The 26,116-nt window shown below is 66.5% G+C and carries 25 protein-coding genes; 8 read left to right on the forward strand and 17 right to left on the reverse strand.

The genetic code is table 11. The features are described 5' to 3' along the window. Positions 1-7 precede the first annotated feature (7 nt). From AC5Y5W_RS10495 to AC5Y5W_RS10515, 5 genes are all read right to left on the reverse strand, one after another. Positions 8-397 (reverse strand): type II toxin-antitoxin system VapC family toxin, encoded by a 390-nt coding sequence (locus AC5Y5W_RS10495; RefSeq protein ID WP_500009380.1) that lies wholly within the window; start codon positions 395-397, stop codon positions 8-10. Then, positions 394-621, reverse strand: a complete 228-nt coding sequence (locus AC5Y5W_RS10500) for a FitA-like ribbon-helix-helix domain-containing protein (protein WP_500009381.1) — start codon at positions 619-621, stop codon at positions 394-396. Before AC5Y5W_RS10500 ends, AC5Y5W_RS10495 begins: the two co-directional genes overlap by 4 nt. Before the next feature lie 151 nt (positions 622-772). Continuing rightward, positions 773-2,206: a PPE family protein gene (locus AC5Y5W_RS10505; protein ID WP_500009382.1), complete on the reverse strand. Its 1,434-nt coding sequence runs from the start codon at positions 2,204-2,206 to the stop codon at positions 773-775. 211 nt (positions 2,207-2,417) lie between these two features. Next, on the reverse strand, positions 2,418-3,602 hold the full coding sequence (locus AC5Y5W_RS10510) for a cupin domain-containing protein (RefSeq protein WP_500009383.1): 1,185 nt from the start codon (positions 3,600-3,602) through the stop codon (positions 2,418-2,420). Between the two features lie 3 nt (positions 3,603-3,605). Then, positions 3,606-4,796 carry a glycosyltransferase family 4 protein gene (locus AC5Y5W_RS10515; RefSeq protein ID WP_500009384.1) on the reverse strand — a complete coding sequence of 397 codons (1,191 nt, stop codon included), beginning with the start codon at positions 4,794-4,796 and terminating at the stop codon, positions 3,606-3,608. 38 nt (positions 4,797-4,834) lie between these two features. On the opposite strand from AC5Y5W_RS10515, the gene AC5Y5W_RS10520 reads away from it, so the two are divergent. Both AC5Y5W_RS10520 and AC5Y5W_RS10525 read left to right on the forward strand, forming a co-directional pair. Next, entirely contained in the window at positions 4,835-5,620 is a 786-nt protein-coding gene (locus tag AC5Y5W_RS10520; RefSeq protein ID WP_500009385.1) for a class I SAM-dependent methyltransferase, read from the forward strand. Between the two features lie 51 nt (positions 5,621-5,671). After that, on the forward strand, positions 5,672-7,147 hold the full coding sequence (locus AC5Y5W_RS10525) for an aldehyde dehydrogenase (protein ID WP_500009557.1): 1,476 nt from the start codon (positions 5,672-5,674) through the stop codon (positions 7,145-7,147). Between the two features lie 80 nt (positions 7,148-7,227). Here AC5Y5W_RS10525 and AC5Y5W_RS10530 read toward each other — a convergent pair whose 3' ends face one another. Next, positions 7,228-8,031 (reverse strand): crotonase/enoyl-CoA hydratase family protein, encoded by an 804-nt coding sequence (locus AC5Y5W_RS10530; RefSeq protein ID WP_500009386.1) that lies wholly within the window; start codon positions 8,029-8,031, stop codon positions 7,228-7,230. A gap of 207 nt (positions 8,032-8,238) precedes the next feature. Between AC5Y5W_RS10530 and AC5Y5W_RS10535 the strand changes: the two genes are divergently transcribed. After that, positions 8,239-8,385, forward strand: a complete 147-nt coding sequence (locus tag AC5Y5W_RS10535) for a hypothetical protein (protein ID WP_500009388.1) — start codon at positions 8,239-8,241, stop codon at positions 8,383-8,385. Between the two features lie 8 nt (positions 8,386-8,393). Further along, the gene (locus AC5Y5W_RS10540; protein WP_500009389.1) at positions 8,394-9,008 is read left to right on the forward strand and encodes a TetR/AcrR family transcriptional regulator; all 615 of its coding nucleotides are present in this window, start codon (positions 8,394-8,396) and stop codon (positions 9,006-9,008) included. Positions 9,009-9,080: 72 nt separating this feature from the next. On the opposite strand, the gene AC5Y5W_RS10545 is transcribed toward AC5Y5W_RS10540, so the two are convergent. From AC5Y5W_RS10545 to AC5Y5W_RS10560, 4 genes are all read right to left on the reverse strand, one after another. Beyond that, a complete protein-coding gene (locus AC5Y5W_RS10545; protein WP_499887845.1) occupies positions 9,081-9,377 on the reverse strand; it encodes a hypothetical protein in 297 nt (98 codons plus the stop codon). Then, complete coding sequence (locus tag AC5Y5W_RS10550; RefSeq protein ID WP_500009390.1) at positions 9,374-10,882, reverse strand: class I adenylate-forming enzyme family protein; 1,509 nt, start codon at positions 10,880-10,882, stop codon at positions 9,374-9,376. The genes AC5Y5W_RS10545 and AC5Y5W_RS10550 overlap by 4 nt, the downstream gene beginning before the upstream one ends. Before the next feature lie 75 nt (positions 10,883-10,957). Next, the gene (locus AC5Y5W_RS10555) at positions 10,958-11,779 is read right to left on the reverse strand and encodes an arylamine N-acetyltransferase family protein (protein ID WP_499989326.1); all 822 of its coding nucleotides are present in this window, start codon (positions 11,777-11,779) and stop codon (positions 10,958-10,960) included. Positions 11,780-11,799: 20 nt separating this feature from the next. Further along, on the reverse strand, positions 11,800-12,615 hold the full coding sequence (locus AC5Y5W_RS10560; RefSeq protein ID WP_499989324.1) for a crotonase/enoyl-CoA hydratase family protein: 816 nt from the start codon (positions 12,613-12,615) through the stop codon (positions 11,800-11,802). A gap of 98 nt (positions 12,616-12,713) precedes the next feature. Here AC5Y5W_RS10560 and AC5Y5W_RS10565 point away from each other — a divergent pair, with 98 nt between their 5' ends. After that, positions 12,714-13,520 (forward strand): 1-acyl-sn-glycerol-3-phosphate acyltransferase, encoded by an 807-nt coding sequence (locus AC5Y5W_RS10565; RefSeq protein WP_499989322.1) that lies wholly within the window; start codon positions 12,714-12,716, stop codon positions 13,518-13,520. A 5-nt stretch (positions 13,521-13,525) separates the two neighbouring features. After that, on the forward strand, positions 13,526-15,115 hold the full coding sequence (gene fadD12 / locus AC5Y5W_RS10570) for an acyl-CoA ligase FadD12 (RefSeq protein WP_500009391.1): 1,590 nt from the start codon (positions 13,526-13,528) through the stop codon (positions 15,113-15,115). A gap of 90 nt (positions 15,116-15,205) precedes the next feature. Here the strand turns inward: fadD12 and AC5Y5W_RS10575 are convergent, their stop codons facing one another. Then, positions 15,206-16,624 (reverse strand): WS/DGAT/MGAT family O-acyltransferase, encoded by a 1,419-nt coding sequence (locus AC5Y5W_RS10575; protein WP_500009392.1) that lies wholly within the window; start codon positions 16,622-16,624, stop codon positions 15,206-15,208. Between the two features lie 43 nt (positions 16,625-16,667). After that, positions 16,668-17,852, reverse strand: coding sequence for an alpha/beta hydrolase fold domain-containing protein (locus AC5Y5W_RS10580; RefSeq protein WP_500009559.1), 1,185 nt, complete (start codon positions 17,850-17,852; stop codon positions 16,668-16,670). A 120-nt stretch (positions 17,853-17,972) separates the two neighbouring features. Here AC5Y5W_RS10580 and AC5Y5W_RS10585 point away from each other — a divergent pair, with 120 nt between their 5' ends. Continuing rightward, positions 17,973-18,857: an alpha/beta hydrolase gene (locus AC5Y5W_RS10585; protein WP_499989317.1), complete on the forward strand. Its 885-nt coding sequence runs from the start codon at positions 17,973-17,975 to the stop codon at positions 18,855-18,857. 80 nt (positions 18,858-18,937) lie between these two features. Here the strand turns inward: AC5Y5W_RS10585 and AC5Y5W_RS10590 are convergent, their stop codons facing one another. From AC5Y5W_RS10590 to AC5Y5W_RS10600, 3 genes are read right to left on the reverse strand one after another with little or no spacing between them, the layout of a single operon-like run. Then, positions 18,938-20,242, reverse strand: coding sequence for an amidohydrolase family protein (locus AC5Y5W_RS10590; RefSeq protein WP_499989315.1), 1,305 nt, complete (start codon positions 20,240-20,242; stop codon positions 18,938-18,940). After that, positions 20,236-21,423 (reverse strand): CoA transferase, encoded by a 1,188-nt coding sequence (locus tag AC5Y5W_RS10595; RefSeq protein ID WP_499989313.1) that lies wholly within the window; start codon positions 21,421-21,423, stop codon positions 20,236-20,238. The genes AC5Y5W_RS10590 and AC5Y5W_RS10595 overlap by 7 nt, the downstream gene beginning before the upstream one ends. A gap of 51 nt (positions 21,424-21,474) precedes the next feature. Continuing rightward, a complete protein-coding gene (locus tag AC5Y5W_RS10600; RefSeq protein ID WP_499989311.1) occupies positions 21,475-22,473 on the reverse strand; it encodes a MaoC family dehydratase in 999 nt (332 codons plus the stop codon). 14 nt (positions 22,474-22,487) lie between these two features. Here AC5Y5W_RS10600 and AC5Y5W_RS10605 point away from each other — a divergent pair, with 14 nt between their 5' ends. After that, entirely contained in the window at positions 22,488-23,642 is a 1,155-nt protein-coding gene (locus tag AC5Y5W_RS10605; RefSeq protein ID WP_500009393.1) for an acyl-CoA dehydrogenase family protein, read from the forward strand. A 5-nt stretch (positions 23,643-23,647) separates the two neighbouring features. Here the strand turns inward: AC5Y5W_RS10605 and AC5Y5W_RS10610 are convergent, their stop codons facing one another. Beyond that, positions 23,648-24,523: an enoyl-CoA hydratase/isomerase family protein gene (locus AC5Y5W_RS10610; RefSeq protein WP_500009561.1), complete on the reverse strand. Its 876-nt coding sequence runs from the start codon at positions 24,521-24,523 to the stop codon at positions 23,648-23,650. Between the two features lie 11 nt (positions 24,524-24,534). Next, positions 24,535-26,052: a fatty-acid--CoA ligase FadD4 gene (gene fadD4, locus AC5Y5W_RS10615; RefSeq protein WP_500009394.1), complete on the reverse strand. Its 1,518-nt coding sequence runs from the start codon at positions 26,050-26,052 to the stop codon at positions 24,535-24,537. Positions 26,053-26,116 lie beyond the last annotated feature (64 nt).

Genomic DNA, 26,116 nt, shown 5'->3' on the forward strand with positions numbered 1-26,116 from the left:
GCGATGATCAGGCGATAAGTTCTATTTCTGCGTCATGCCCGTGGGATTGTGCGAGTCGCCCGTCGCAAGTGATGAGCGGCGCAGCAAGGCCCTCAGCGAGCGCGACGTACACGCCGTCGGCTACGGTGTGGGTGCTGCGTAAGTGGTAGGCGCGCTGGACGAAAGGCTTTGTAGGCCAACGTCGGAGCGGCAGACCCTGGAAGTCGGCAACAGCCACGAGCCCCTCGTGATCGCTGATCAACTGGCGCACGACCGCCCGACGGATGGCACCAATCACCTCGACGTCGAAGTGGGCGGGGGCATGCACTGTCTCGCCCCGCAAGCGCCGCCCCACCACCGCGCCCGGCCGCGTCGCAAGGACGAGTTCGACAGCCGCCGAGGCGTCCAACACGATCACTCGGACCGAGCTTCGTCACGCAATTCAGCCGCAGTCACACCGAGTTCCCGGCGCGGCAACGCGGCGAGGCGATCGAGAACTTCGTCGAGGGCTGGTTCTTCAGCGATTTCGCCCAGTCGGGCAAGCAGGAAATCGCTGAGGCTCATCCGGTGTGCCGCGGCCCGGGCCTTCAACTCGTGGACAAGTCCATCAGGCACGTTCCGAACCTGAACCATTCTCGACATGCTACGAACATAGCACGCATGCATCTAACATGTATTCTCTATATCCAGGTTTCACCCAGGGGAGGTTGACGCTTTGCAACGAAGGTCGAATTCGTCACCCTAAGGCTGTCTGCCGGTTCCGACCGACCGCGCTCGGCTAACGGTCAGGTCCTCACTGGTTAGAGTCGGCGCCGTCTGCGTAGGGTTCGTCGGTATCAGCACCCCAACTGCTCGGCATCATCGGCGTAGTCGGTCTGCTACCGGATGGGACACCGGCCACCGTGGTCAGTCCCGCCGCCGGCCGGGCACCGGCCTTGTCGGCGGTTCCGGCGAACCCCAACGGGCCCGCGCCCTGATCCGAAGGCGCTACCGCGGCAAACCGCTCCGCGGGGGCCGGTGACCCGTCGGAGTCCGCGTCCAGGAATTCGTAGCGATGCCCGCGGTCGATCAATCCCGCCCGCTGCCGTCGGCGCCGGACCAGTTCCCCAGTGGTCGCAGCGGCTGCCGCCGCGGCGGTGTCGGGCGCCGCCGCCGTCTGCTTGGCGCTGGCGCTGACGCTCATCGCCGCGCCGAATCCAATCCCGGGCGGACCAACCACGTAGGGGTAGGCAAAACCTTCGCCGCCAGTGGCGGGCGCCAGCGGCGCTGCGGTGCCGGCTACCGCCGGTGCGGTTGGGGCGGGCGCAGGCGCCGGTGCGGGCGCAGGGGCGGCGGCGGGCGCGGGCAGAGCCGGTGCCATCGCGGCGACCGGTGGCGTGCTGGGCGCGGTCGCGACGGGTGTCGGCTCGACGGTGGGGATCGACTCGGGTTGGGGCAGGCCGGCCAGCCCGGCCAGGCCCAGGAAGCCGGTCAGCGCTCCTGCGGGGGAGATGGCGGGGGCGATCAGGCTGAATGAGCTCTGCGTCAATTGCGGCGCTTGGGGAAAGAACGCGTTGTAAGCCTCGCCCAACCAGTGCGGGACCTCGGACCAGGCCTGCGGGTTGGTCATCACTTCGTGTATTCGAGTTGTCCACCAGCTCAGCTGGTGTGGGTTGCCCTCGTCTTGGTTTCCGCCGCCGGACTCGTTGGCCTTCTGGATCTGCGGCGCCGGGGTGGTTTGCGGTGTCGACGCCACCGCGGCGCTGGCCGCTACTTGGTAAGTCGTCATTGTGGTGGCCGCCTGCAGCCACATCCGCGCATAGTCGGCTTCGTTGAGCGCGATCGGAATAGCGTTGATCCCAAAGAAATTCGTTGCCACCAATACCGCGTGAGTGGCATGGTTGGCCGCTAGTTCGGCCAGGGTCGGCATGGCCGCCAGCGCCGCGGTATATGCGGTGGCCACCACCTCATGGCTGGCGGCCGCCGCCGCGCTGTCCGCGCTGGCCTGCATCAGCCATGCGAGGTACGGAACATGCGCGGCCACATACGATTCCGCGCTGGGGCCTTGCCAGACACCGGTCTGCACCGCCGCCAGTAGCGCGCTGAGTTCTTCTGCCACGGAAACGTATTCGGCGCTGAGCGAGTTCCACGCCGCCGCGGCCGCCAGCAACGAACCTGGCCCGGGTCCACTGCTCAACAGCGCCGAGTGCACTTCCGGCGGAGAGGCAAACCAGATTGGCGCCGTCACGGTCAACCGTCCATGAGCGGATACGCCGCCGCACTGGCTGGGGCAGAACCATCGAACACGACGTACACCGCCATTGTGAAACTCCTCTTGTGCGGTGATTTTTCGCGCGTGCGTCCGCAATGTCAACAAACTTCCCCTGTGAATGTCCTGGTATGAGGAAACAGCCCCGCTGTCGGCGCGGGCCGGTGCCGGGCAGGATTTCCGGCGGCGTTTACGAGTGGTCGGCGAGCCGGTTAAGGAACCCAGTCGCGATCAGCGTTCGCACTAGCTTCGTCTGCTGCGCTGCGCTGAGCCCAGGTAAGTCGCCTACGCGAAACGGCTCGGTACACCCCGACAAGAACCGCATCGCGGCTTCATGGTCGGGCTCTGCGTTTATCGACAGTTGCGCGAACTCCAACACAACGTCAGCACCAACGTGCGTCACCCTCGAATAGAGCGGGTGGTGCTTCACCACCAACGTTTGTTCGTCGACGCCGACGGTGTTGGTGGCCGGTCCGACGGGCGGGCATCGGCCGCGCCGGACCAACACTTCCGCCATGGTGTCCAAGCCGTCGGCGATGACGCTCGGGTCGTCGATGGTCCTGACGATGTCGCGCAGCAGGGCGCTCACGCTCGCGTGTGTCGAGGCGTCGTCGAGATGCCGCGGTGGCAGCCGGGTATGGGCGCGGTCATCTCGCAAACTCAACGAGCGGAGGGCGTGGGTGATCAGGGTGAGCACGGTGGGCGCGTGGATCCCGACGGTCAAGTGGATCGATGGCTCCGAGTGTGTTCGGGCCGCGTGAACGTGGCCGCGCGGCAGGTAAAGTACGTCGCCGACGTCCAAGCGCAGCTCGGTCGGCAACGAGAACCCTTCGGCAGCCCCTTGCTGACGCTGCATCTCGTGCGGCGGTATAGCGGCGGCATCGGCCAAATGCCAGGTCTTGGATCCCTGCATCTGCAGGATCAAGACGTCATGAGGGTCGTAATGCGGGACGAAGCCGGTCGATTCGGGCGGCGTGACGTAGCCATTGACTCGGGTCGGGAAGTTCAACTCGACTTCGATGGAGTGCGACAGCGCAGCGATCTCACGCACGTACCGCTCGAGCCCATTCAGGACGATGGTGTAGCCGTCAGCAAAAGCCTCGCGGACGCGGGCGGGATCGAGACTGCCGTCAGCGAGCCGAAAACTGTCAGCATCCTTGCTCTCACCGCCCCGTACCAGACGCACCGCCGACGGCTCTGGCGCAACATGCTCCAACAGCTGGTCGACCGCCGATGGTCCGGGCAGGAGACGATCGAAATAGCCCACGTCGCACCGCTTGACGTGGTGGTGCGTGGCGCCCCAAATTTCGTCAAGAAAGGTCTGCACCGTAAGGGGTTGAAGCAACCAGGCTAGCGACGGTTCGCCAGTATCCATAAGTTAGACCACGCCGCTGATCCGGTCTCCGGCTACCACGGACTCGAGTACGGTGCGCATCGCGTCAGCGCTTTGCCGCCAAGAGAATTCAGTGCTGCGCGCCTGCGCCTTGGCGCCGAGTTGCTCGCGCAGTACCGGATCGTCGAGAAGCTGCTGGAGCCGGCTCACCAGTTCGGTCCGGTCGTCGACCAGAACGCCGGTAACCCCGTCGATGATCGAATCGGCCAGGCCACCCGAGGACCGGTAGCCGATGGTGGGCACCGCGTGCTGCGCCGCCTCTACCACAGCCAAACCCCACCCCTCCTTGCGTGACGGCAACAAATGAACCCAAGACTGTTGCATCACATGGTGTTTGGTGATGTCATCGACGTGGCCGTGAAACGTCACCGCGTCGCTGATGCCGAGATGCGCCGCGTGCTCGACCAACCGCTGCTGCCACCAACCGCCGCCGACGATGTCGAGGTGTAAGCCCGGTACCCGCGGCCGCAGCAGCGCGACAGCATCCAGCGCGTCCTCAATCTGCTTGTGCGGCACCAGGCGCGACAACACCACCACCCGCGGCGCAGCCGCCCGAGGGCCATGCAGCGATGGGGCGGGTGCCTCGTCCAAGCCGTTGCGTACCACGGCAATTCGTTCATTACTCACACCCAGAGCCACCAAATCGCGAGCCGACGGCAGCGACACCGTCACATATTGGTTGCGCCGGTGCAGCCGCGGCGACAAACGCGACTCGACGAACCAACCGACCCGACCGAGCACCGGGCCGGCGACCGGCCACTGCTCGCGGTGGCAGTGGTGCACCAACACCGCGACTCGCCGGCCGTACAGCAATCGGGCCAGAAACGGCAGGCCGTTCTGGGTGTCGACGACCACGTCGGGTCGCACCCGTCGCAGCGGGCCCAGCCCTAGCCGGGCCGCGGCCATCGCCAATAGCGCCCACACGTACACCGAATACCGGCCACCGGCGCGGTTGATCCGCACGCCGTCGACCACCTCGTGCCGCGGCGCGCCGGGATAGCGGGCGGTGCGCAGCGTGACGGCAATCCCGGACTGCGCAAGCTGTGCCCCGAGGCGCTGCAAATAAGTTTCGCTGCCGCCGCCCTGGGGGTGGCCGGTGTCGCGCCAGCACAGCAGGAATACCGCGCCGAGACCCCCAGAGTGCTGATCCGTGGGCTGAGTATGCGCGGCAGACATTGCTGTCCAGCCTAATGGCTAACCGTAGGGTGACATCGATGGCTGTCACCGATGCGTTCGCGCGTCGGGCGACGCTGTCTCGCTCGCTGCGGCTGTTGTCGGAGTTCCGCTACGAGCAGTCCGATCCCGACCGGTTCTACGGAGCACTGGCCAACGACACCGCGCAGATGGTCGGCGATTTGTGGCGCGGCATTCATGCCACTGGCCCTGCCGGGTGCACGCTGCTCGACGTCGGCGGTGGCCCGGGCTATTTCGCGACGGCTTTTGCCGACGCCGGGATCCGGTACATCGGAGTCGAGCCGGATCCGAGCGAGATGCATGCGTCGACGCCGACGAATGCACGTGTGGCGGGCCCATTTGTCCGCGCATCGGGTATGGCGCTGCCGTTCGCCGATGACTCGGTGGACATCTGCCTGTCATCCAATGTCGCCGAGCATGTTCGGCGTCCATGGCAGCTGGGCGGCGAGATGCTGCGGGTGACCCGCCCGGGTGGGCTGGTAGTCCTGTCGTACACGGTGTGGCTGGGCCCGTTCGGCGGACATGAGATGGGCCTCTCCCACTATCTGGGCGGTGCCCGCGCCGCGGCGCGCTACGCCCGCAAACACGGCCATCGGGCGAAGAACGACTACGGGTCGTCGTTGTTTGCGGTGTCGGCAGCCGACGGACTGGACTGGGCGGTCAGTACCGGCGCCCTGGTGTCCGCATTCCCGCGCTACCACCCCCGATGGGCGTGGCGGCTGACGTCGGTCCCGGTGCTGCGCGAGTTCCTGGTGAGCAACTTGGTGCTGGTGCTACGACCGCCGCTCCGCAACGGTGGCACTTGACTGAAACGTGTTCTCGTTTTGCCTGTCGCTGGGTAGGGTGACGCCATGACCATGACCGACAGCCAGACGACCGAATACGACAAGCTGTTCATCGGCGGGAAATGGACCGAACCGTCGACCTCCGACGTCATCGAGGTGCATTGCCCGGCCACCGGCGAATACGTCGGCAAGGTGCCGCTGGCGGCAGCAGCCGACGTCGACGCCGCGGTGGCGGCGGCCCGCGCGGCGTTCGACAGCGGCCCCTGGCCGACCACGCCGCCGAAGGAGCGTGCGGCCGTGATCGCCAACGCGCTCACGTTGATGGAGGAGCGCAAGGACCTGTTCACCCGCCTCCTCGCGAGCGAGACCGGTCAGCCGCAAATGACCATCGAAACGATGCACTGGATGAGCTCGACGGGGGCGCTGGGGTTCTTCGCCGGCCCCGCTGTTGACCAGGTCAAGTGGAAAGAGACCCGCAACGGCGGATACGGGCAAAGCATCGTCCATCGCGAGCCGGTCGGCGTCGTTGGCGCGATCATCGCCTGGAACGTTCCGCTGTTCCTGGCCGTCAACAAGCTGGGTCCGGCGCTGCTGGCCGGCTGCACGGTGGTGCTCAAGCCAGCCGCCGAAACACCGTTGAGCGCAAACGCTTTGGCGGAGGTGTTCGCCGAAGCCGGCCTGCCTGAAGGCGTGCTGTCGATAGTGCCGGGCGGAATCGAGACTGGGCAGGCGCTGACGTCCAACCGCGACGTCGACATCTTCACCTTCACCGGCAGCTCGGGAGTCGGCAAGGAGATCGGTCGACGTGCGGCGGACCTGCTCAAGCCGTGCACATTGGAGCTCGGCGGGAAGTCAGCGGCGATCGTCCTCGATGATGTCGACCTCGCCACGGCCATCCCGATGTTGGTGTTCTCGGGGATCATGAACACCGGGCAGGCCTGCGTAGCCCAGACCCGCATCCTGGCGCCGCGCTCGCGATACGACGAAATCGTGGATGCTGTAAGCGCTTTCGTACAAGCACTGCCCGTGGGGCTGCCGTCGGACCCCTCGGCCCAGATCGGTTCGCTGATCTCGGAAAAGCAGCGTGCCCGGGTGGAGGGCTACATCGCCAAGGGCATCGAGGAGGGCGCCCGGCTGGTGTGTGGCGGCGGCCGCCCCGACGGTCTGGACACCGGCTTCTTCGTGCAACCCACGGTGTTCGCCGACGTCAACAATGAGATGACGATCGCTCAGGAGGAGATCTTCGGGCCGGTGCTGAGCATCATCCCCTACGACACCGAGGAAGACGCGATCAAGATCGCCAACGACTCGGTGTATGGCCTGGCCGGCAGCGTGTGGACCGCCAACGTGCCGCGCGGCATCGAGATCTCGGAGAAGATCCGCACCGGGACGTATGCCATCAACTGGTACGCGTTCGATCCCTGCTGTCCCTTCGGCGGCTACAAAAACTCGGGCATCGGACGCGAAAACGGGCCGGAGGGTGTGGAGCACTTCACCCAGCAGAAGAGTGTGCTGATGCCGATGGGTTACACCACCGACGCCGGCTAACGCCCCTGTCTCGAGTGTGAAGCTGGGTTCACGTTCGAAGGCGAGTGTGAAGCTGGCTTCACACTCGTCGACCTAAACGATCAGCGCCCCTGGAATTGGGCTTGGCGGCGCTCGACGAACGACTGAACGCCCTCGGCGGCGTCGGCGCTGCCGAATAGCGCGGCCACCTCAGGCCGTAGCCGCTCGACCGCGGCCGCCCGGCCGCGTTCGGCCGCCAGTTGCGCCGAGGCCAGAGTGGCCCGAACACCCAGCGGCGCAGCGCGATCGGCGATGGCGTGCGCGATCTCGCGGGCGCGGGCCAACGCGGTCGCGGCGTCGTCGGCGACCCCTTGAACCAGGCCGATGCGATGCGCCTCGGTGGCGTCGAACTCGTCGCCGGTCAGCAGCCAGCGCATGGCATTGCCCCAGCCCGCCTCGCGGGGCAGTCGGATGGTCGCACCGCCGAACGGGTAGATGCCTCGTTGCACCTCGAGTTGCGCGAACCGGGTGCCGGTCGCCGCGACGCGGATATCGGCGGCCAACAGCAGCTCGATGCCCAGCGTCATGCACCAGCCCTGCGCGACGGCGACCAGCGGGGTGGTCCAGGGGCCGTCGAGGCGCCACGGGTCGCGCCCGTCGGCCGGGGACGGCAGTTCGCCCGAGGCGATCGCCGGAGCGACGTCGACCAGGTCCAGGCCGCCGGTGAAGTGGTCGCCGTGTGCGAACAGCACGCCGGCGCGGACGTCGGAGTCGGACTCCAGCACACCGTAGGCGCGGGACAGATCGGCCAGCATCGTCCGGTTGAAGGCGTTGCGCTTGTCCGGCCGGTTCAGGCCGATCAGCAGGACGTGACCGTCGCGTTCGAGCGACACGGTCTCCAGGGTTGGGAGCGAGGTGTCAGACATTGGCCAAGTACACCCCAACGCTAGGGAATATGCAATACAGCATAATATTCCACGGGCTTTTAGCGGGAGCCTGTGGAGCACAGTAAACCAGCGAACTGGGGCTTTATTGCGAAACGCCTATCATCCTTGTGTCAAAGAAACGGCTTGTTATATGCTGCCCGGCATAATCATGAGCCGGTAAGCCGGCGCATGAGGCAGGAGAAGATCATGTGGATCGTCGAGCTCAACATCGCCGGCTATCGGTTCACCCGCCAGATTCCCGACTTGCGGAGCGCATCGTTGCGCTCGGTGCGGCTGCAACCGCCTAGCCTGCACCGGCGAGTCCCGCAGCCGCCTTCCCCGCACGCTGCCTAGGCATCGCGATGACCCCAATGGCCACCAGTGCCAAGCGCGGTAAAACGCGCACCAAGATGCTGATCAGCGCCGCCGAGGTGATGCGTGAACGCGGCGCCGCCGGGGTGACCATTGACGAGGTGCTCACCCGCAGCGGTGCGCCGCGGGGATCGGTCTACTACCACTTTCCCGACGGCCGTAACCAGATCCTGACCGAAGCGCTGCGCTACGCCGGCGACGCGATCACGGCCACTATCGACGATTCCATCGAGCTGGGCGCGATGGCGCTGTTGCGCGACTTCGTCGAGTTCTGGGAGCGGCTACTGGGCGGCAGCGAGTTCAACGCCGGCTGCCCGGTGGTGGCGGCGGCGATCGGCTCGGCCGACGAGGAACCACAATTGACCGCCGAGGCCGGACAGATTCTCGGCCGCTGGTGTACCGCCCTGTCGCGGGCGTTCGTTGCCGACGGCTTTCCCGAGTCGGACGCGGCCTCGCTGGCGGTGATGTCGATCGCCACACTGGAGGGCGCGGTGGTGCTATGCCGCTCGACGCGCAGCGCCGAGCCGCTGCGCGAGGTCCACAATCAACTCGAATTCTTGATCAAGGCAAGGGAATTCGTCCGCCGTAACGGACTGGCGAAGTAACCGGCGAGCAGACGAAGAATCGCACGTTTCGTCCCGAAATCGTGCGATTCTGCGTCTGTTCGCGCAGAGGAGTTAGTCGCTGGCCGGCAGCGGCTTGGCTTCCTTGAGGCTCAGCGCGGTCTGACCGATCGCCAGTGTCCCCGCGCCGGCTTTGGTTACCAGCACCTCGGCGCCGGTCTCGTCGACGTAGCGCTTACCCATCACGTTGCCGTCGGCGAACGCCGGGTCCAGGTCGCCGGAACGCTCGGCGTCCAACGCCACCATCGGCGCGCCGCCGCAGCGCAGATCGTCGAGACTGTCGGCGCTGCGCACGACGATGACCTGCGTGTCGCACACCTGGCTGGCCAGACGGGTTCCGTTCTTGATCATGATTTCGATCCTAATGTTCCTAGGGTTCTGAGGGATTCGACGATCTCGCGACGAAGCACCTTGCCGGTCGCGTTGGTGGGCAGCCCGTCGCGGAACACGACGCGATCGGGGGTACGCGAGCCGCGCAAGCTCTTGCGGACATGCTCGCGGAGCTCATCGGGGTCCGGTTCGGCGCCGGGAGCGGGCACCACCACCGCGACGATGGCCTGGCCCCACTGCGGGTCGTCGACGCCGACCACCGCGACATCACGCACGTGGGCATGTTCGATCAGCACATCTTCCAATTCGGCGGGTGCGATGTTCTCCCCGCCGCGGATGATGGTGTCGTCGCTGCGCCCGCCGATGAACAGGTAGCCGCCTTCGTCGAGCGTGGCGATGTCGCGGGTGGCGAACCACCCGTCGCCGTCGAGCACCGACCCGATCCCGGTGTAACGGCCGGATACCTGCTCGCCGCGGACGAACAGCTCACCGGTTTGTCCCGCCGGCAGCAGCACGCCGTTCTCGTCGCGGATCTGCACCTCGATGCTGGGCACCGGTTGACCCACCGAAGCCAGGCGCTTGATGACGGCGGGATCCGAGGCCGACTGCGCGGCGCGGTGGTCTTCCGGAGTCAGCACAGCGATGGTCGAACCCGTCTCGGTCAGTCCATAGGCGTTGACAAATCCCACGTCGGGCAACAACTCCAGCGCCCGGCGCACCAGCGGCAACCCCACCTTCGAGCCGCCGTAGGCCAGGCTGCGCAGCGACGGCAGCTCGTGGCGGCCACTCGCCAGTACGGTGACGATCCGGTCGAGCATGGTCGGGACCACCGTCGCCGTGGTGACGTGCTCAGCGTTGATGAGCCGCACCCACTCCTCGGCGTCGAAGACCGGCAGGTACACCATCGTTCGGCCCGCATACAGATTCGACAGCGCCGCGCTGACACCGGCAATGTGGTAGGGCGGCACACAAATCAGTGCCGCGTCGGTCGGCTCGGCCAACCCGAATTCCACGGTTCCGGTGATGTAGCTGGTCAGGTTGTTGTGTGACAACTCGACGGCCTTGGGCTGCGACGTGGTACCCGAGGTGAAAAGGACGATCGCGGTCGACTCCGGGTCGGCGAACTCCGCGGCGGGTTCCGCGGTGCCAGCGCTGGCCAGGAACTCGTCGGAGCCGATCACCTGCTTACCGCTGTCCCCAACCATCTCCCGGTAACGGCTGTCGACGATCACCAGCGGGTCGGGCAACCGGCGGATCAGGGTCTGGATGCCTTCGGTCGAAAGCCGGTAGTTGATCGGGGTGAATGTCACTCCGGCGCGCGCCGACGCGAAGATCAGCAGCGGCAACATCGCCCCGCCGGTCCCGACGTAGGCGACATGCTGCGCATTCGAGCCGGCGATAACGCCCGCGCCGCCGTCGGCGAGGTCGCTGAGCTGCTGAGTTGTCAACCGGGTGTCGCCGGAGACAACGGCGGTTCGGTCGGGGTTGCTCGACACAGCCATCTCGAGCAGTAACGAAATGCTCAATCGTCGAACTTTCTGTGGTGCCAGCGCGTTACAAAGACCGTCAAAAGTGTCATGCCTGGCTGTAGTTTAGATCAACTAGTTGTCGAGAACCTCGGCGACCCGAGCCTCGACATCGCCGAGACCCGACACGTCGATGCCGAACCGATTGGCCAGCGCGTCGAGCACCTGTCCGGCGTCGTCGAACCGAATCCGCTCGGTTGCCCCGTCGGCATGGATGGCGAGGTTGCGGCCCCGCAAGTTCCATCGCGCCTCGTCGGTGACCAGTGCAGCGCTGAGCCCGACGACGAAGGTCGACGCCGGATGCGTCGACACGTACCAGCTTCCGACTTCCATATCGATCAGCGGACGCGGATCTGTGCCGAAGGTGTACAGCGGCTGCCACTCACCCCGCACCAGCGCCTCCAAGACGTAGTCGCGACCGTGGGTGCGCAACCGGTACGGCTCGTGACGGGTCTGCTGGACCGGCCCGACGGTGAGCCGAATGGGCGACGGCAGCGTCTGCCCGCCGAACCCGACGTCGACCAGATACGGTTCGTCGACGCCGGGAATGCGTACCGCGAGCGCCTGATGCGTCTCCGCGTGTGGTGGACCATCAAGCCCGGCCGGATCCATCCACACCACCCGGCCGGCCAGCCGGTCGACCTCGAACCCCAAATCGGCGAGCACGTATCGCATCAAGTTGTTGTGCTCGTAGCAGTAGCCGCCGCGGCGGCGATCCACCAGCTTGTCGGTCAGCGCAGCTGGGCTCAGGTCAGCCACCGGCACACCCAGCAGCGGGTCGAGGTTCTCGAACGGAATGTGGCGGGTATGGCCGGCCACCACACCGGCCAACGTCTCCAGCGTCGGAGCCCTCGATCCGGTGTAGCCGACGCGGGCGAAATAGGCTGAGAGGTTCATTAGCGGCGACCCGCTGCGACTCAGGTACCCGTCCAGCGCGGGGGTCGCTTCTCGGCGAACGCGATCGCGCCTTCCTTCGCATCGTTGGAGGCAAAGACCGGCATCAGAATCTTCAGCTGCTCGCCGAACATGGCCTCCGGGCTCCAGCCACGGGATTCGACGATGATCCGCTTGGTGGCGGCCACCGCCAGCGGACCGTTGGCGGTAATCTTCTCGGCCAGCGCGATGGCCGCGTCCAGCGCCGTCCCGGGCTCTGCCAGCACGTTGACCAGCCCCAGTGCGTGCGCTCGCTCGGCGGACAGGTTGTCGCCGGTCAGAGCGAGTTCCATCGCGATGGCGTACGGGATGCGGTGCGGCAGCCGCAGCAACCCCCCACCGCCGGCAACCAACCCGCGTTTGACTTCGGGGATACCGAAGGCCGACTCCTTGGACGCCACGATGAGATCGGTGGCCAGCGCCAGTTCGGTGCCGCCGGCCAACGCGTAGCCCTCGACGGCGGCGATCAGCGGCTTGGTCGGTGGGCGCTCGGTGAAGCCCATCCCGCGACCTTCGACGACGACGTTCTCGCCCCGGGCGAACGCCTTGAGATCCATGCCCGCGCAGAAGGATCCGCCGGCACCGGTCAGAATCGCCACCGACAGACCCGCGTCGCTGTCGAGCCGGTCCATCGCATCGGCCAGGCCCTTGCTGACCGCGGCGTTCACCGCGTTCTTGGCCTTGGGCCGGTTGATCGTGATGATCAGGATCCGGTCGCGCTGTTCGACCAGGACTTCGGGTTCGGTGTTGCCGGCATCTTCGCTCACGACGCTGTGTGCTCCTTCGAATGTCAGTGACATCTGTCGAGGAGATCGTAACGACCTTGTCCGAGTGACTTCGGCCGGAAGGCGCTGGGCTAGCATCACAGCCAAATCGGCACAAAATCCCAGGGGGACCGTTGACCGCCACCGGTATCGAACCAACCGAAATATCGAAGTGGGATCCCGGCCTCACCGAACGCGTGATCGGATGGCTCCGTCCGCTCATCAAGGGCTACCACCGCGCGGAGGTACGCGGGCTGGAGACCTTCCCGTCGGGCGGCGCCCTGGTGGTGTCCAACCACTCGGGTGGGCTGTTCCCGATGGATGTTCCGGTTTTCGCCACCGGGTTCTACGAAAAGTTCGGCTACGACCGGCCGGTCTACACGCTGAGCCACGACGTCTTACACACCGGTCCCACCGCCGACTTCTTCATCCGGGCCGGCTTCATCCGCGCCAACCACGAGAACGCCGACGAGGCGCTGCGGTCCGGTGGCGTGGTGGTGGTGTTCCCCGGCGGTGACTACGACGTCTACCGGCCCACCCTGTCGGAGAACACCATCGATTTCGACGGGCGCACCGGGTATGTGCGCGCGGCGATCAACGCCGGGGTGCCGATCGTTCCCGCGGTGGCCGTCGGCGGACAGGAAAGCCAGCTTTACCTGTCGCGTGGCACGTGGCTGGCCAAGGCGCTGCGGTTGGACAAGCTGATGCGGGTGAAGATCCTGCCGATCTCGGTGGGCTTCCCGTTCGGGCTTTCCGCAGTGGTGCCGCCAAACCTGCCGCTGCCGACCAAGATCGTCATGCAGGTGCTCGAGCCGGTCCACATAACCGCCCAGTTCGGTGAGCAGCCCGACGTCGACGAGGTCGACGCCCACGTCCGCCATGTCATGCAAAAGGCGCTCGACAAGTTGGCCAAAGAGCGCCGCCTCCCGATCATCGGCTAGTACCGGTGGCACCGTTCGGCCTGTTGGCCAGCATGGTCCGCGCAGGAATCATCGCACCCCTGCGACCTGACAAGTATCTGCGAATCACCGCAGCTGTCGCCCGCGAAGGCCTCACCGTCACAAGCGGATTCGCGATGTCGGCGCAGCGCTGTCCCAACCGCGCGGCCTTGATCGACGAGTTGGGGACGTTGACATACCGCGAGCTCGACCGGCGCGGCGACGCGTTGGCCGCGGCCTTGCAGGCGCTGCCCGGCGGGACGCCGGCGGTAGTCGGGATCATGTGCCGCAACCACCGCGGCTTCGTCGAGGCGTTGGTGGCGGCCAACCGGATCGGCGCCGACGTGTTGCTGCTCAACACCTCGTTCGCCGGGCCGGCGCTGGCCGAGGTGGTCGACCGCGAGGGCGTGGACGCGGTGATCTATGACGAGGAGTTCACCGATTCGGTGGATCGCGCACTGCTCGACCGGCCCGACACCGTCCGCATCATCGCCTGGACCGAGCAACCACACGACCTCACCGTTGAAAAACTCATCGCCGACCACGCCGGCCGCCGCGCCACCAAGCCGGGGCGCAAAGGCAAGCTCATTCTGCTGACCTCCGGAACTACCGGAAACCCCAAGGGCGCCAAGCATTCCGGCGGCGGGGCCAACGAGCTCCAGGCGATCCTGGATCGGGTGCCGTGGCACACCGAGGAGACGATCGTGGTGGTGGCGCCGATGTTTCACGCCTGGGGCTTTTCGCAGTTGGTGTTCGCCGCCTCACTGGGCTGCACGGTGGTGACGCGGCGCAAATTCGACCCCGAGGCCACCCTCGATCTCATCGACCGTCACCGGGCCACCGGCTTGTCCGTGGTGCCGGTGATGTTCGACCGGATCATGGACTTGCCCGACGACGTGCGGCGGAAGTACAGCGGACGCTCGCTGCGATTCGCCACCGCATCGGGTTCGCGGATGCGCCCCGACGTGGTCACCCGGTTCATGGACGAATTCGGCGACGTGATCTACAACAACTACAACGCCACCGAGGCGGGCATGATCGCCACCGCCACACCCGAGGACCTACGGGCCGCCCCCGACACCGCCGGCAAGCCCGCCGTCGGAACCGAGATCCGCATCCTCGACAGCGAATTCCGCGAGGTGCCCACCGGCGAGGTCGGCCAGATTTTCGTGCGTAACACCAACCGGTTCGACGGCTATACCTCGGGTACTACCAAGGACTTTCACGAGGGCTTCATGGCATCGGGCGATGTCGGCCGGCTCGACGAAGCCGGCCGACTCTACGTGGTCGGGCGGGACGACGAGATGATCGTCTCCGGTGGCGAGAACGTCTACCCCATCGAGGTGGAGAAGACGCTGATGACCCATCCCGACGTCGCCGAGGCCGCGGTGCTCGGAGTCGACGACGAGCAGTACGGCCAGCGCTTGGCGGCGTTCGTCGTGCTTGCGGGGTCGGCAACGCCGGACAACCTCAAACAGCATGTCCGCGACAATCTGGCCAATTACAAAGTGCCGCGGGAGATCGTCGTGCTTTCGGAGTTGCCGCGCAGCAGTACCGGCAAGATCGCCCGGCGCGATCTGCTGGCCCGACTCGATTAGTTGACTGACGGTGGCGTACGCGCCGAACGTGAAGCCATTGCGAAAAAATCACGGAAATCTCGCAACAGTTTCACGCTCGGTGCAAAGAGCTCAGGCTTGCGCCAACGCGATCTCGACCACGGTGAGCTCCTCCGAAAGTCCTGCAGCCCGGCGAATTTCGATGAACTCTCCGATCATGGCATCGGTCACCTCATGCGGGTCCTCGACGGTCGTGCCGTCGGCCAGGACCGAAATGTTGAGCTGATCGACGTAGCTCCACACGGTGATGTTCAGTCCGCTGCCGGCGGTCAATGGGCCCACCGAATAGATCTCGGTGACCAGTGCGCCGCCGACACGGCCACGTTCGCGCGGTCCCGGAACGTTGGAGATGTTGAGGTTGAGCACCTTGTTCTGTCCGTCGCGGCCGGCCAGCCATCGGAAGAGCGACTCTGCGGGGGCCGGCGGAAAGTACGCCGCCCACCGGCTGATCAGTTCCGGACCGATGAGTTGGTGGCTTTCCTTGGCGGACACCGCGAAATCGTGCGAAAGCCGCACCCGCTCCAGCGGATCGTCGACGTCGACGGGTAACGCCACCAGCACACCGCTGAAGCGGTTCCCCGAGATCCGGTCCGGCGAGAAGTCGAAGCTCATCGGCACCGAGGCCAATAGCGGATGGTCGGCCTTGCCGTCATAGTGCAGCGACAGCTTGCGCAACGCACCGCTGGACAGGGCCAGCACCAGGTCGTTGATCGTGACACCGAGCGCCTTTCCGGTCTCCTTGATGTCGGACAACGCCAGGGTGGCGGTGGCGAATGTGCGCTGCGGCGTGAGCATGTGGTTCATGAAGCTCGGCGGCGGGGTGAACGGGCGCGTCAACTCCGGTGACAGTTTGCGCGAACTGCGGCGCACCCGGCTGACACCCTCGGCGGTGTAGCGGACGGTCGCCGGGATCCGCCCGAGGTGACGCAGGTGATCACCGAACGCCGATCGCACCAGCTCGCCCGCCGACGGCGCGGGGTCGGGCGTAAACCGGCTGCGTCCGGTCTGCGGACCGGACGCCAAGTCCATGCCGCGAGCCAGCAGGTTCGCCGCGGCGACCCCGTCGGCGAGCGCGTGGTGAATCTTGCCGACCACCGCGATGCGGTCGTCGGCCAGGCCCTCGACGAAATACATCTCCCACAGCGGGCGGCTGCGGTCCAGCGGCGTGCTGGCGATCTCGCCGATCGCCTCGTCGAGCTCACGGCGACCGCCCGGCGCGGGCAGCCGCCACGGACGGATGTGGTAGGTCAGGTCTACTTCGCAGCTTTCCCGCCACATCGGGTGGTGGAATTTCATCGGAATGTCGACGAGCTGGTAGCAGAACGGTTCCAGCTTGTAGAGCCGGCTGTGGATGACCCGGCGGAACGTGTCGATATCGAAGTCCCGACGCTCGGCGTCCAGTTCGATCACCGCGACCTTGAGGGTGTGCATGTGCACATTCGGCGTCTCGCTGTACAGCAGCACCGCGTCCCAGCCGCTGAGCCTCTTCACCGCCCCACCTCCCTGTGCAGGCGACCTTACAGTCGGCCGGTGTTCAGATGACCTCTTTGGCTCCGATCAGCGCATGGTTGCGGTGGACTTGGTTGAGGAACAGTCCGATGGTGGTGGCCATCGCGCCGGTGCGGGCGCCGTCGGTCAGGTCGAAGCCGTGGCCGGCGCCGGGCAGCTCCACATAGCCGACCACCGAGCGGGACACCGCTCGAAGCCGCTCGACGAAGCTGCGCGCCTGCGCCACCGGGATCACCGTGTCGTTGCTGCCGTGAATCACCAGGAACGGCGGGGCACCCGGATGCACTCGGGCGATCGGCGAGGCCTTGCGGAACACGTCGGGATGACGGTCGATGCGCCGGTTGACCACCACCCGCTCCAGAAAATCGACGAACCGGGCCCGCTCGGCGGTCGAGCGGTCCTCCCAGTCGTAGCGGCCGTAAACCCCGACCACCGCGTCGACCGCGGTGTCCGAGCCCGGCGCCAATTCAGCCTGCAGCTCAGGGTCGTTACCGGTCAGCCCGGCCAACGCAGACAGATGGCCACCGGCCGAAGAACCCGCTACCGCAACGAAATTGCGGTCGCCGCCGAATTTGTCGACATTGGCGCGGGCCCATGCGATCGCGGATTTGACATCGGTGATGTGGCTCGGCCAGCGGTGGTGCGGCGCGACCCGATAGTCGATCGACAGGCATACCCAGCCCAGTTCGGCCAGGTGCGACATCAGCGCGTAGCCCTGCAGGGTGCGGCTCCCGTGCACCCAAGCCCCGCCGGGCACAAAGATCAGCACCGGCGCCGGTCGAACCGGCAAGTCTTTACGACGCCACACGTCGAGCAGTTGGGCCGGGTGTTCCCCATACCGGACACCGGCGCGGTAGAGGTGACGTCGGTGCCGTAGCGCCTGCCACACCGGCGGAGTTCGTTCGGGTTGGGGCCATTCGATGTCCAGGTCTCTCGCGGACACGATGCCGCGCAGCGCGGCGGTGGAGACCGCCTGCGTTTGGTCGCGGTCACGTTTGCGGATTTCCACCACGCCCGGCGTAAGCCACGCCTTGGCCGTCGTGGAGAGGAATTCCGGCAGCACCCGGCAGCCCCAGACGCCCATCGCGGTCACACCGCCCAGTGGCTCCAGATGCCTGCCCACCACGGGCAACGACGTCGTTGCGACGCTCAGCGCCAGCATGTAGTCGGCAGGGCGGGCACGCAGCAACCATCTCGCGCGGCTAGCCATCGTCGGACCGGGATATCGGGTCGCAGGGCGCACCATCCCGGGAGCGTACCTCGCAAGTGGTCAGTCCAAACGGTGATCACCGCCGAGCCGTCGTCTTGGTGTCGTGGTCATACTGGTTCGATGCCGAGCACCGATTTCCACCCTGACCTCCGCAGAATTGCCCGCGTTGCGCCGCGAACACTGGTCACACCTCAGACGTTGCGCCTGGTCCGTGCGTTGTCGGGACTGATCCGGCGAGGCCGCGTCGACGGCGTCGAAGCGCTCACCCTCGAGTCGGGTGCGGGCGTGCGACTGTACCGACCGGTCGGACTCACCCAGCAGGCGCCCGCGCTGCTGTGGATCCACGGCGGCGGCTACGTGATCGGCAGCGCGCGGCAAGACGACCGGCTGTGCCGGCGGTTCAGCGATGAGCTGGGTATCACGGTCGCTTCGGTGGACTACCGGTTGGCACCCGAGCATCCCTACCCGGTGCCGCTGGAGGACTGCTATTCGGCGTTGACCTGGCTGGCCCGGCTGCCGACGGTAGATCCGGCGCGGGTGGCGATCGGCGGCGCCAGCGCCGGCGGCGGGTTGGCGGCGGCGCTGGCACTGCTGGCGCGGGACCGCGGCGAAGTCACGCCCAGCATGCAGGTGCTGGCCTATCCGATGCTCGATGACCGCAGTGTCAACATCCCGAAGAACTGCAACTATCGGCTGTGGAGTCCCGACAGCAATCGGTTCGGCTGGACCGCCTATCTCGGCGGCGCCGACCCGCAGGTCGCCGTTCCGGCACGCCGCGACGACCTGAGCGGATTGGCTCCGGCCTGGATCGGCGTCGGCACGCACGACTTGTTCTACGACGAGGATCTGGCCTACGCGGAGCGCCTCCGCGCAGCCGGGGTGCCATGCGAGGTAGAGGAAATCGCCGGGGCGTTCCACGGCTTTGACCTGATAGCTCCGAAAGCACAAGTGTCTAAAGCCTTTTTCGCCAGTCAGCGCGACGTCCTGCGAGCATCCCTCTTTTGAGGCGGGTCGCCTTTGGCGCCAGCGTGCGTGTCCCCGGTCGACACGCCGAACTCACCGCCGTTTTCGCGCACGCTCGCGGCTCAGGAACGCGAGTAGACGATCTCGCCGCCGATGATGGTGGCGGCGACGAGATCAGCGTCCAGTTCGGCCAGCGCGGCTTCGGGCGGGGCAGTCAGCAGGCACAAGTCGCCCGGCTGTCCCGGTTCGACGGTGCGAACGCGGCTGGGATGTTCGGGCCAGCCCAAAAACATCATCACCGCCCGCCGCTCCGGGATGCATTCGGCGGCGTTGAGCACAGCGCCGCTCCCGGTGGTGCGGTGTACCGCGGCACGCATGGCCGCCCACGGGTCACCATCGCCGAAGGGCATGTCGGTCGACAGCGCGACGGGGACACCGGCTAGCAGCAGCGACGCCACCCGCCACAGTTGGTGATGCTCGTCGGCGGGCACCTCGGCGAGGTACTGGTCGCCGCGCTCAGCGACGAAGTTGGGTTGGGTCACCACCGTCGCGCCGAGTTCAGCGAGATCGTCGAGGGCATCGGACGGCACCACCGCGGCGTGTTCGATGCGGTCCCGTGGATGCGCGCCGGCCTGACGCAGCGCCGCGATCGTCACGATCAATTGGGCGGCCGTCACGCAGTGAACGGCGACCGGGGCGCCGGTGTGGTGCCGTTCGGCAATCCAGTGGGCCAGCTCGTCGAGGTCGAGGTCGTCGTCGCGCAGGATGCGTTTGCCCGGTGACAGGCAATGCACACGTTGACCCAGCATGCCCCGGCGATGCAACTCTTTCAATTGCACGATGTCCGCGATCTCTAGATCCGGTGTGGCGTCGGTGATTCCGGTAACGCCGTAGCGGCTCAACCGACGGCTGAGGTCAGCGAGATCGGTCTGCCGCCGGCTCAGCGCGTTCGACCAGACCGGGTCGGTGCTGCGCACCCGACCGTCGGTGTGCTCGGACAGCCCGATGCGGGCCAGACCTGCCGAGTTGAGGATCCACAGCAGGCCGCTGCGGTGCTGTATCCGCAGCGGCCTGCTCGGCGCCAGAGCATCGAGCGTCGTCCGATCCAGCGGTCCGGCAACCGAGTCGTGGTAGCCCACGGCACGGATCCAACCGTCGTCACCGACTTCGGCGGTGGCCAGCGCGTCGGCGAGGGCTTGGCGGTCCCGCACTCGCGGCGGCCCAACGTGCACCGATGTCTCGGCTGCAGCGGCGGAGTGCAGGTGGACGTGGTGATCGTGTAGGCCGGGTAGCACGGTTCCGCCGCGTGCGTCGAACACGTCTTCGCCGGGCAGCGGTGTGAGTTGTTCATCCACCTCTTCGATCGCAGCGCCGACCCGGATGTCGAGCATGGCGCCGTCCAGTCGGGTAGCTCCTCGAATTAGCATGGCGCACCACCCTTTTCCCTGAGGATGCGTTGCACAGCGGCGTTGTCTGCGCCCAACGGCGATGCCGACGGCACCGGTGGCGGTGGCCACGGAGGAGCGACGGGCGCCTCGGAGGCCGAGGATGCCTGCGGCAGTGCGGCATACCGCGCGGCCACGCCGGCCATCGACACGTCAATCAGTTCGCCGCCGCCCCTGCGCAGTGACTGCGCCACCGCCCGCGCCGCCTCTAGGCCGCTGAGCGGGTCGGCGATGGCGTCGCCGCAAAACACCGGCCCGTCGGTGCCCACGCCCACGAGCCCACCGGCGACCGCAGCGTCGTCGCCGAACGCCGGCCGGCCCGGTTGCCCGGGGTAACCGCCGATGCGTAGCCAGACTCGGCCGGGCCGGGCGGGTATGTCGTCGACGCTGAGCCGGCGCCGTCGTAGCGCAGCCGGGCGTGAACCCTCGATCACGACGTCGGCCGCTGACAGCAGATCACGCAGCGCCTGCGCGTCATTATCGAAATCGACGCCATAGCAGAGTTTTCCGAAGTTCATCCAATCGAAAAACGCCGGTTCGCCACGGCGGGTGCCATCGGGGCGGGCCAACGTTTCCACTTTGATAACGACCGCGCCGGCGCGGGCGAGCAACTGGGCGCACAGCGGTCCCGCCCACAGCGACGACAGGTCGGCGACCAGCAATCCATCCGGCGCGCGTGGCGCGGTGCCGCTACCGATCGACTGCACCGCCGGTGCCGCCGGCGCGGACTCGCTCAGTGCCGCTGCGGCGATATCCAGCAGCTGGGCGCGGGCGACAATAGCCTGAGCGGAATGTGCTGCGGCCCAATCTGTTAACGCTGGCCACGGGTCGGCGGGAACCGCGTGAGTTTCCAGCAGCGCGGGCAACGCCTCGATGTCGTCGGCGCGAGGCAGCGCGATCGCACACCAGCCGTCGGCGGCGCACAGCAGCCGAGTTGCACCGCCCGCCGAGATGCGGCCCCGCCGGGTCAGTCCGAGCAGCGCCGCGCGGCCGGCCAATACAGTGGCGGCGTCAACCTCGACAGCAGTGAGTTCAGCGATGTCCGCGGTTACCCGACGGGCCTCGGCCAGCACCGCCGAACGGGAGAAGTCAGCTCGACCGTCAGGCGGACCGGTCAGCTGGGCCAGCCCGCTGCCGGCCCAGTCCGTCGAGGCCGAATCCACTTCCCCATTGTCCTTTTCCGCCACCAGCTGACGCAAAGGTGCTCCCGCGGGTCAGAACTGCAGCGCGGTAAACCGCCAATCCAGCACCTGCCGGTCGGTTTCCGCATCGCCCGCGGCGTAGACCACCGACCGCAGTCCCAGCATGCCACCATGATCGGTAGCTTCGGCGGACTCCACATGCAGCTCGCTGTACAGGGTGTCGCCCTCGTACACCGGACCGCTGTGGTCACAGGACTGCCAGCTCAACACGGTGACCAGGTTCGGCAGCAACCGGGTGGCCTGCGCCAAAGCCAGCCCAATCGTGTGCCCGCCGTATACCAGACGCCGCCCGCCGACACGCGAATCATGGTGTACCGCGGCAATATTCAGGGTCAGCCGGGCCAGTTCTGGCGCGCTGCTGACGACGTCGCCGCTGCTGTGCAGCATCATCCCGGCCATGGCGGGTTCGAAATGCGGGCCCGGGATGCGCCGGCGGAACACATCGCCGTTCCATTCGTCGGTGGCGGGCGGTGGCGGCACCAGATCGGCGCCAATTGTGGACAGGTCGTCGGTGTGCTCCGCGGCGTTCGGTTCGGCCTCCGGACTCAACGGCAGCATGGCGCAGCGATAAAAGTCGAGGACCAAGCGGTCGGCCTGGTCGATGGTGGTCATCCGCAAGGCCACCAGCCCGGTGGGCGCCCGTCCGGGTTTGGCCGAGTTTTTCTTCAGACCCACGACCTCGGTGCGGGTGAACAAGCTGTCGCCGATGGCGGGGAAGCGGTAGAACACCAGCCCGCGATAGAACAAATTGGCCTTGACGTGCTGGGTCACCAATGTCGACTGTCCGATGGCGACGTCGCAGACCAGGCCGGGGTGGGCCAGCGGTGTCGTCGACCCGGTGACGGCCAGCGACAATTCGGCATCCAGCGGCAACCGCAGCCGATCGCCCAGGATGCTCTGATGGACGGCGGCGGCTCCGGGGGTCAGCGTCATCGCGGGAGCGGCGGGAAACACCTGGCCGACGTGCAGGTCGTCGAAGTACGGGCCGCCGGTCATCGGGTTTCCAGCCATGTCAGCATGGCCGTATGAACAGCGGGCTCAACGACGAAGAGGCGATGCTGGTCGACACGGTGCGGGAATTCGTCGACAAAGAGGTCAAGCCGACGGTGCGCGAAGTCGAGCATGCCAATGAGTATCCCGAAGCGTGGATCGAGCAGATGAAGCGCATCGGCATCTACGGTCTGGCCATCGGTGAGGAGTACGGCGGGTCGCCGGTGTCGATGCCGTGCTACGTGCTGGTCACCCAGGAGCTGGCGCGCGGCTGGATGAGCCTGGCCGGCGCGATGGGTGGGCACACCGTCGTCGCCAAGCTGCTCACCCAGTTCGGCACCGAGGAACAGAAGCGTCGCTATCTGCCGGCGATGGCCACCGGCGAGCTTCGGGCCACGATGGCGCTCACCGAGCCGGGTGGCGGCTCGGATCTGCAGAACATGTCGACGGCCGCCCTGCGCGACGGGGACGAGCTGGTGATCAACGGGTCCAAGACCTGGATCAGCAATGCCCGACGTTCGGGTCTCATCGCGTTGCTGTGTAAGACCGATCCACAAGCGACACCGCGCCACGCAGGTATCTCGGTGGTCCTTGTCGAACCGGGGCCGGGCCTGACGATCTCGCGGGATTTGCCCAAACTTGGCTACAAAGGTGTCGAAAGCTGCGAGCTGTCGTTTGACGGCTACCGCGTGCCGGCGTCAGCCATACTCGGCAGCGTGCCGGGGCACGGCTTTGCACAGATGATGAAAGGCCTTGAGACTGGCCGCATTCAAGTGGCATCACGAGCGCTGGGGGTGGCGTCCGCTGCTCTCGATGATGCGCTGGCCTATGCCCAGCAGCGGGAAAGCTTCGGCAAGCCGATCTGGAAACATCAGGCCGTCGGCAACTATCTGGCCGACATGGCTACCAAGCTCACCGCCGCGCGTCAGCTCACGCGCTACGCCGCCGAGCGCTACGACAGCGGCGAGCGCTGTGACATGGAGGCCGGAATGGCCAAGCTGTTCGCCTCAGAGGTGGCGATGGAAATCGCCTTGAATGCCGTCCGCATTCATGGCGGTTACGGTTACTCCACCGAATACGACGTCGAGCGGTACTTTCGCGACGCGCCGCTGATGATTGTCGGCGAGGGCACCAACGAAATCCAGCGCAATGTCATCGCCGGACAGTTGGTTGCCCGCGGCGGGATCTAATCCGGCTAGCCGACGGCGTCCACCAGCCCCCAGGCCAGCGCTGCCGCAGTATCGATTGTCTGCCCGGACAGCACCAAATACGCTGTGCGCCAACGCCCGATCCGGCGCGTGATGCTGACGGTGCCGCCCGCGCCGGGGATCAGGCCTAGGGCCAGCTCGGGCAGCCCGAATACCGAATCCGGTTGCGCTTCAACCTGACCGCAGAATGCCGCCATCTCCAATCCACTGCCCAGTACCTGACCGTGCACCTCGGCGCGGCAGCGCCGACCGAGCCGGCTGGTTAGCGCATCGAGCACCAGGGCGGGACTGTGGCGGGTGCGGGCCAGATGTGCGCTGGCCGGATCAGCGAAGGTGCCGAATTCCGCGAGGTCACCGCCGCTGCAAAACGACGGCCCATTTCCGCTGAGCACCACCTCGTCGACCGACGTGTCGTAGCGCGCGACGTCGAGCGCCTCGAGCAGCGCGGCGCGGGCGTCGGTGGAAAACGCGTTGTGGCGCGACGGCCGGTTGAAAGCGACACGCAATGTATTGCCATCGCGAACGGCCCGGACCGGGTCGGCAAGGTCGGGCACCCGGGCAGGCCCCCGTTCGGCAAGCCAGCGGATGAACTCCGGGCCGGACTGCAACGTGGAATAGGCCAGCGACTCGGTGACTACACCGGCCAACGTCGGGCCGTCCGGGTCGACGGTTCGCAGTACGTCGTCGCATACCGCGGCGGCCAGCGGCCAGCGTTCCAGCCGCGCCGCGAGTTCGTTGACTGCGGCCTCGATTGACGGCACGGTGATCACTCGCCGGTCGCCGCAGGACTCCTCTGCCAGCGTGAAAGCCACTTCGTCACTAGGGCTTTCGCTGCTGGTACCGACGACAATGCCGGCTGGCAACTCGACGAGCGTCACACCGAATACTTCTTGACCAGTTCGCCTTTGAACATTTTGCCGGTTTCGGTGCGCGGCAGCTGTGCCTCAAACGACAGCGAGCGCGGGCACTTGTAGTGCGATAGTCGATCGCGCAGCCAGGCCAGCAGCTCGTCGGCGAACTGGCCGGTGGCATCGGCTGGGTCGACGGTCTGAACCACTGCCTTGACGCTTTGCCCCATCTCGTCGTCGGGAATGCCGAAGACCGCGGCGTCAAGGACTTTGGGATGAGTGACGAGCAGGTTCTCGGCTTCTTGCGGGTAGATGTTCACTCCACCGGAGATGATCATGTGGTGACGTCGGTCGGTTAGGTACAGGTAGCCGTCGTCGTCGAGGTAACCGACGTCACCGACGGTCGCCCAACCGTGCTTGTCGCGTGACTTGGCCGTCTTGTCCGGGTCGTTGAGGTACTCGAAGGCGTTGCCGCCCTCGAAGTAGATTTCTCCGGGCTGATTCGGCGGCAACTCGTTGCCATTCTCGTCGAGGATGTGCACCACACACATCATCGGCTTGCCGACCGACCCGGGGCGAGCCAGCCATTCGTCGGCGCTGATCAGCGTCGAACCGTGCGCCTCGGAGGAGGCGTAGTACTCGTCGATGATCGGCCCCCACCAGTCGATCATCTGCTGCTTGATCTCCACTGGACAGGGCGCCGCCGCGTGCATCACACGCTGCAGTGACGACATGTCGTACGAACTCCGCACAGCCGCAGGCAGTTTCATCATGCGAGTGAAGTGTGCTGGTACGAACTGAGCGTGGGTGACCCGGTGGCGCTGGATGGCATCGAGGCAGCTTTCGGGATCGAATTTCTCCAACACCACTGTGGTGATGCCGGCGGCTTGCGCGCTCATCGACCACACTGACGGGGCGGTGTGATACAGCGGCGCTGGACTCAGGTAGACGGATTCGGGCGTCATCCAGACCGACACCAGCATCGACATCATGCCGGGGGCCTCCGACGGCGGGACATGCGGCAGTACGCGTTTGATGCCCTTGGGCCGACCCGTGGTGCCCGACGAGTACTGCAGCAGATCACCTTCGATCTCGTCGGCGATCGGTGTATCCGGTTGATCGGCAACGCATTCCGGGTAGCGCTGCCAACCCTCGAGATCATCGTCGGCGATCAGCAGCAGGTCGGGCAGACCGTCCGGTAAGTGCTCGGCCAGGTTCTCACACGTCTTGCGCAGCGCGGCCGAGCCGATGATCGCCCTGGCGGCGCTGTTGTCGACGATGTACGCGGCCTCCGCCGCAGTCAGGTGGGTGTTGATCGGCACGTAGTACAGGCCGCTGCGCCGAGCCGCCCACATGATCGCGTGGAGGTGCTCGTTGTTCTCCATGAGGATCGCGACGACGTCGCCTTCGGTCAGCCCGGCCCGCCGGAAGTAGTGCGCCAGTCGATTGGCGCGGGCCTCCAGCTCGTCGAAGGTGATGACCGTGCCGGACGGATGCAGGATGACAGCGGGTTTATGGGCGCCGACGTGCTCGCGGATCTGCATGCGCAGACTGTACCGCCGTCAAACTTGACGGGTGTCAAGTGGTCGGTTGACGACGGCGCTCGCG

It is taken from the genome of Mycobacterium sp. NGS51 (assembly GCF_059812525.1).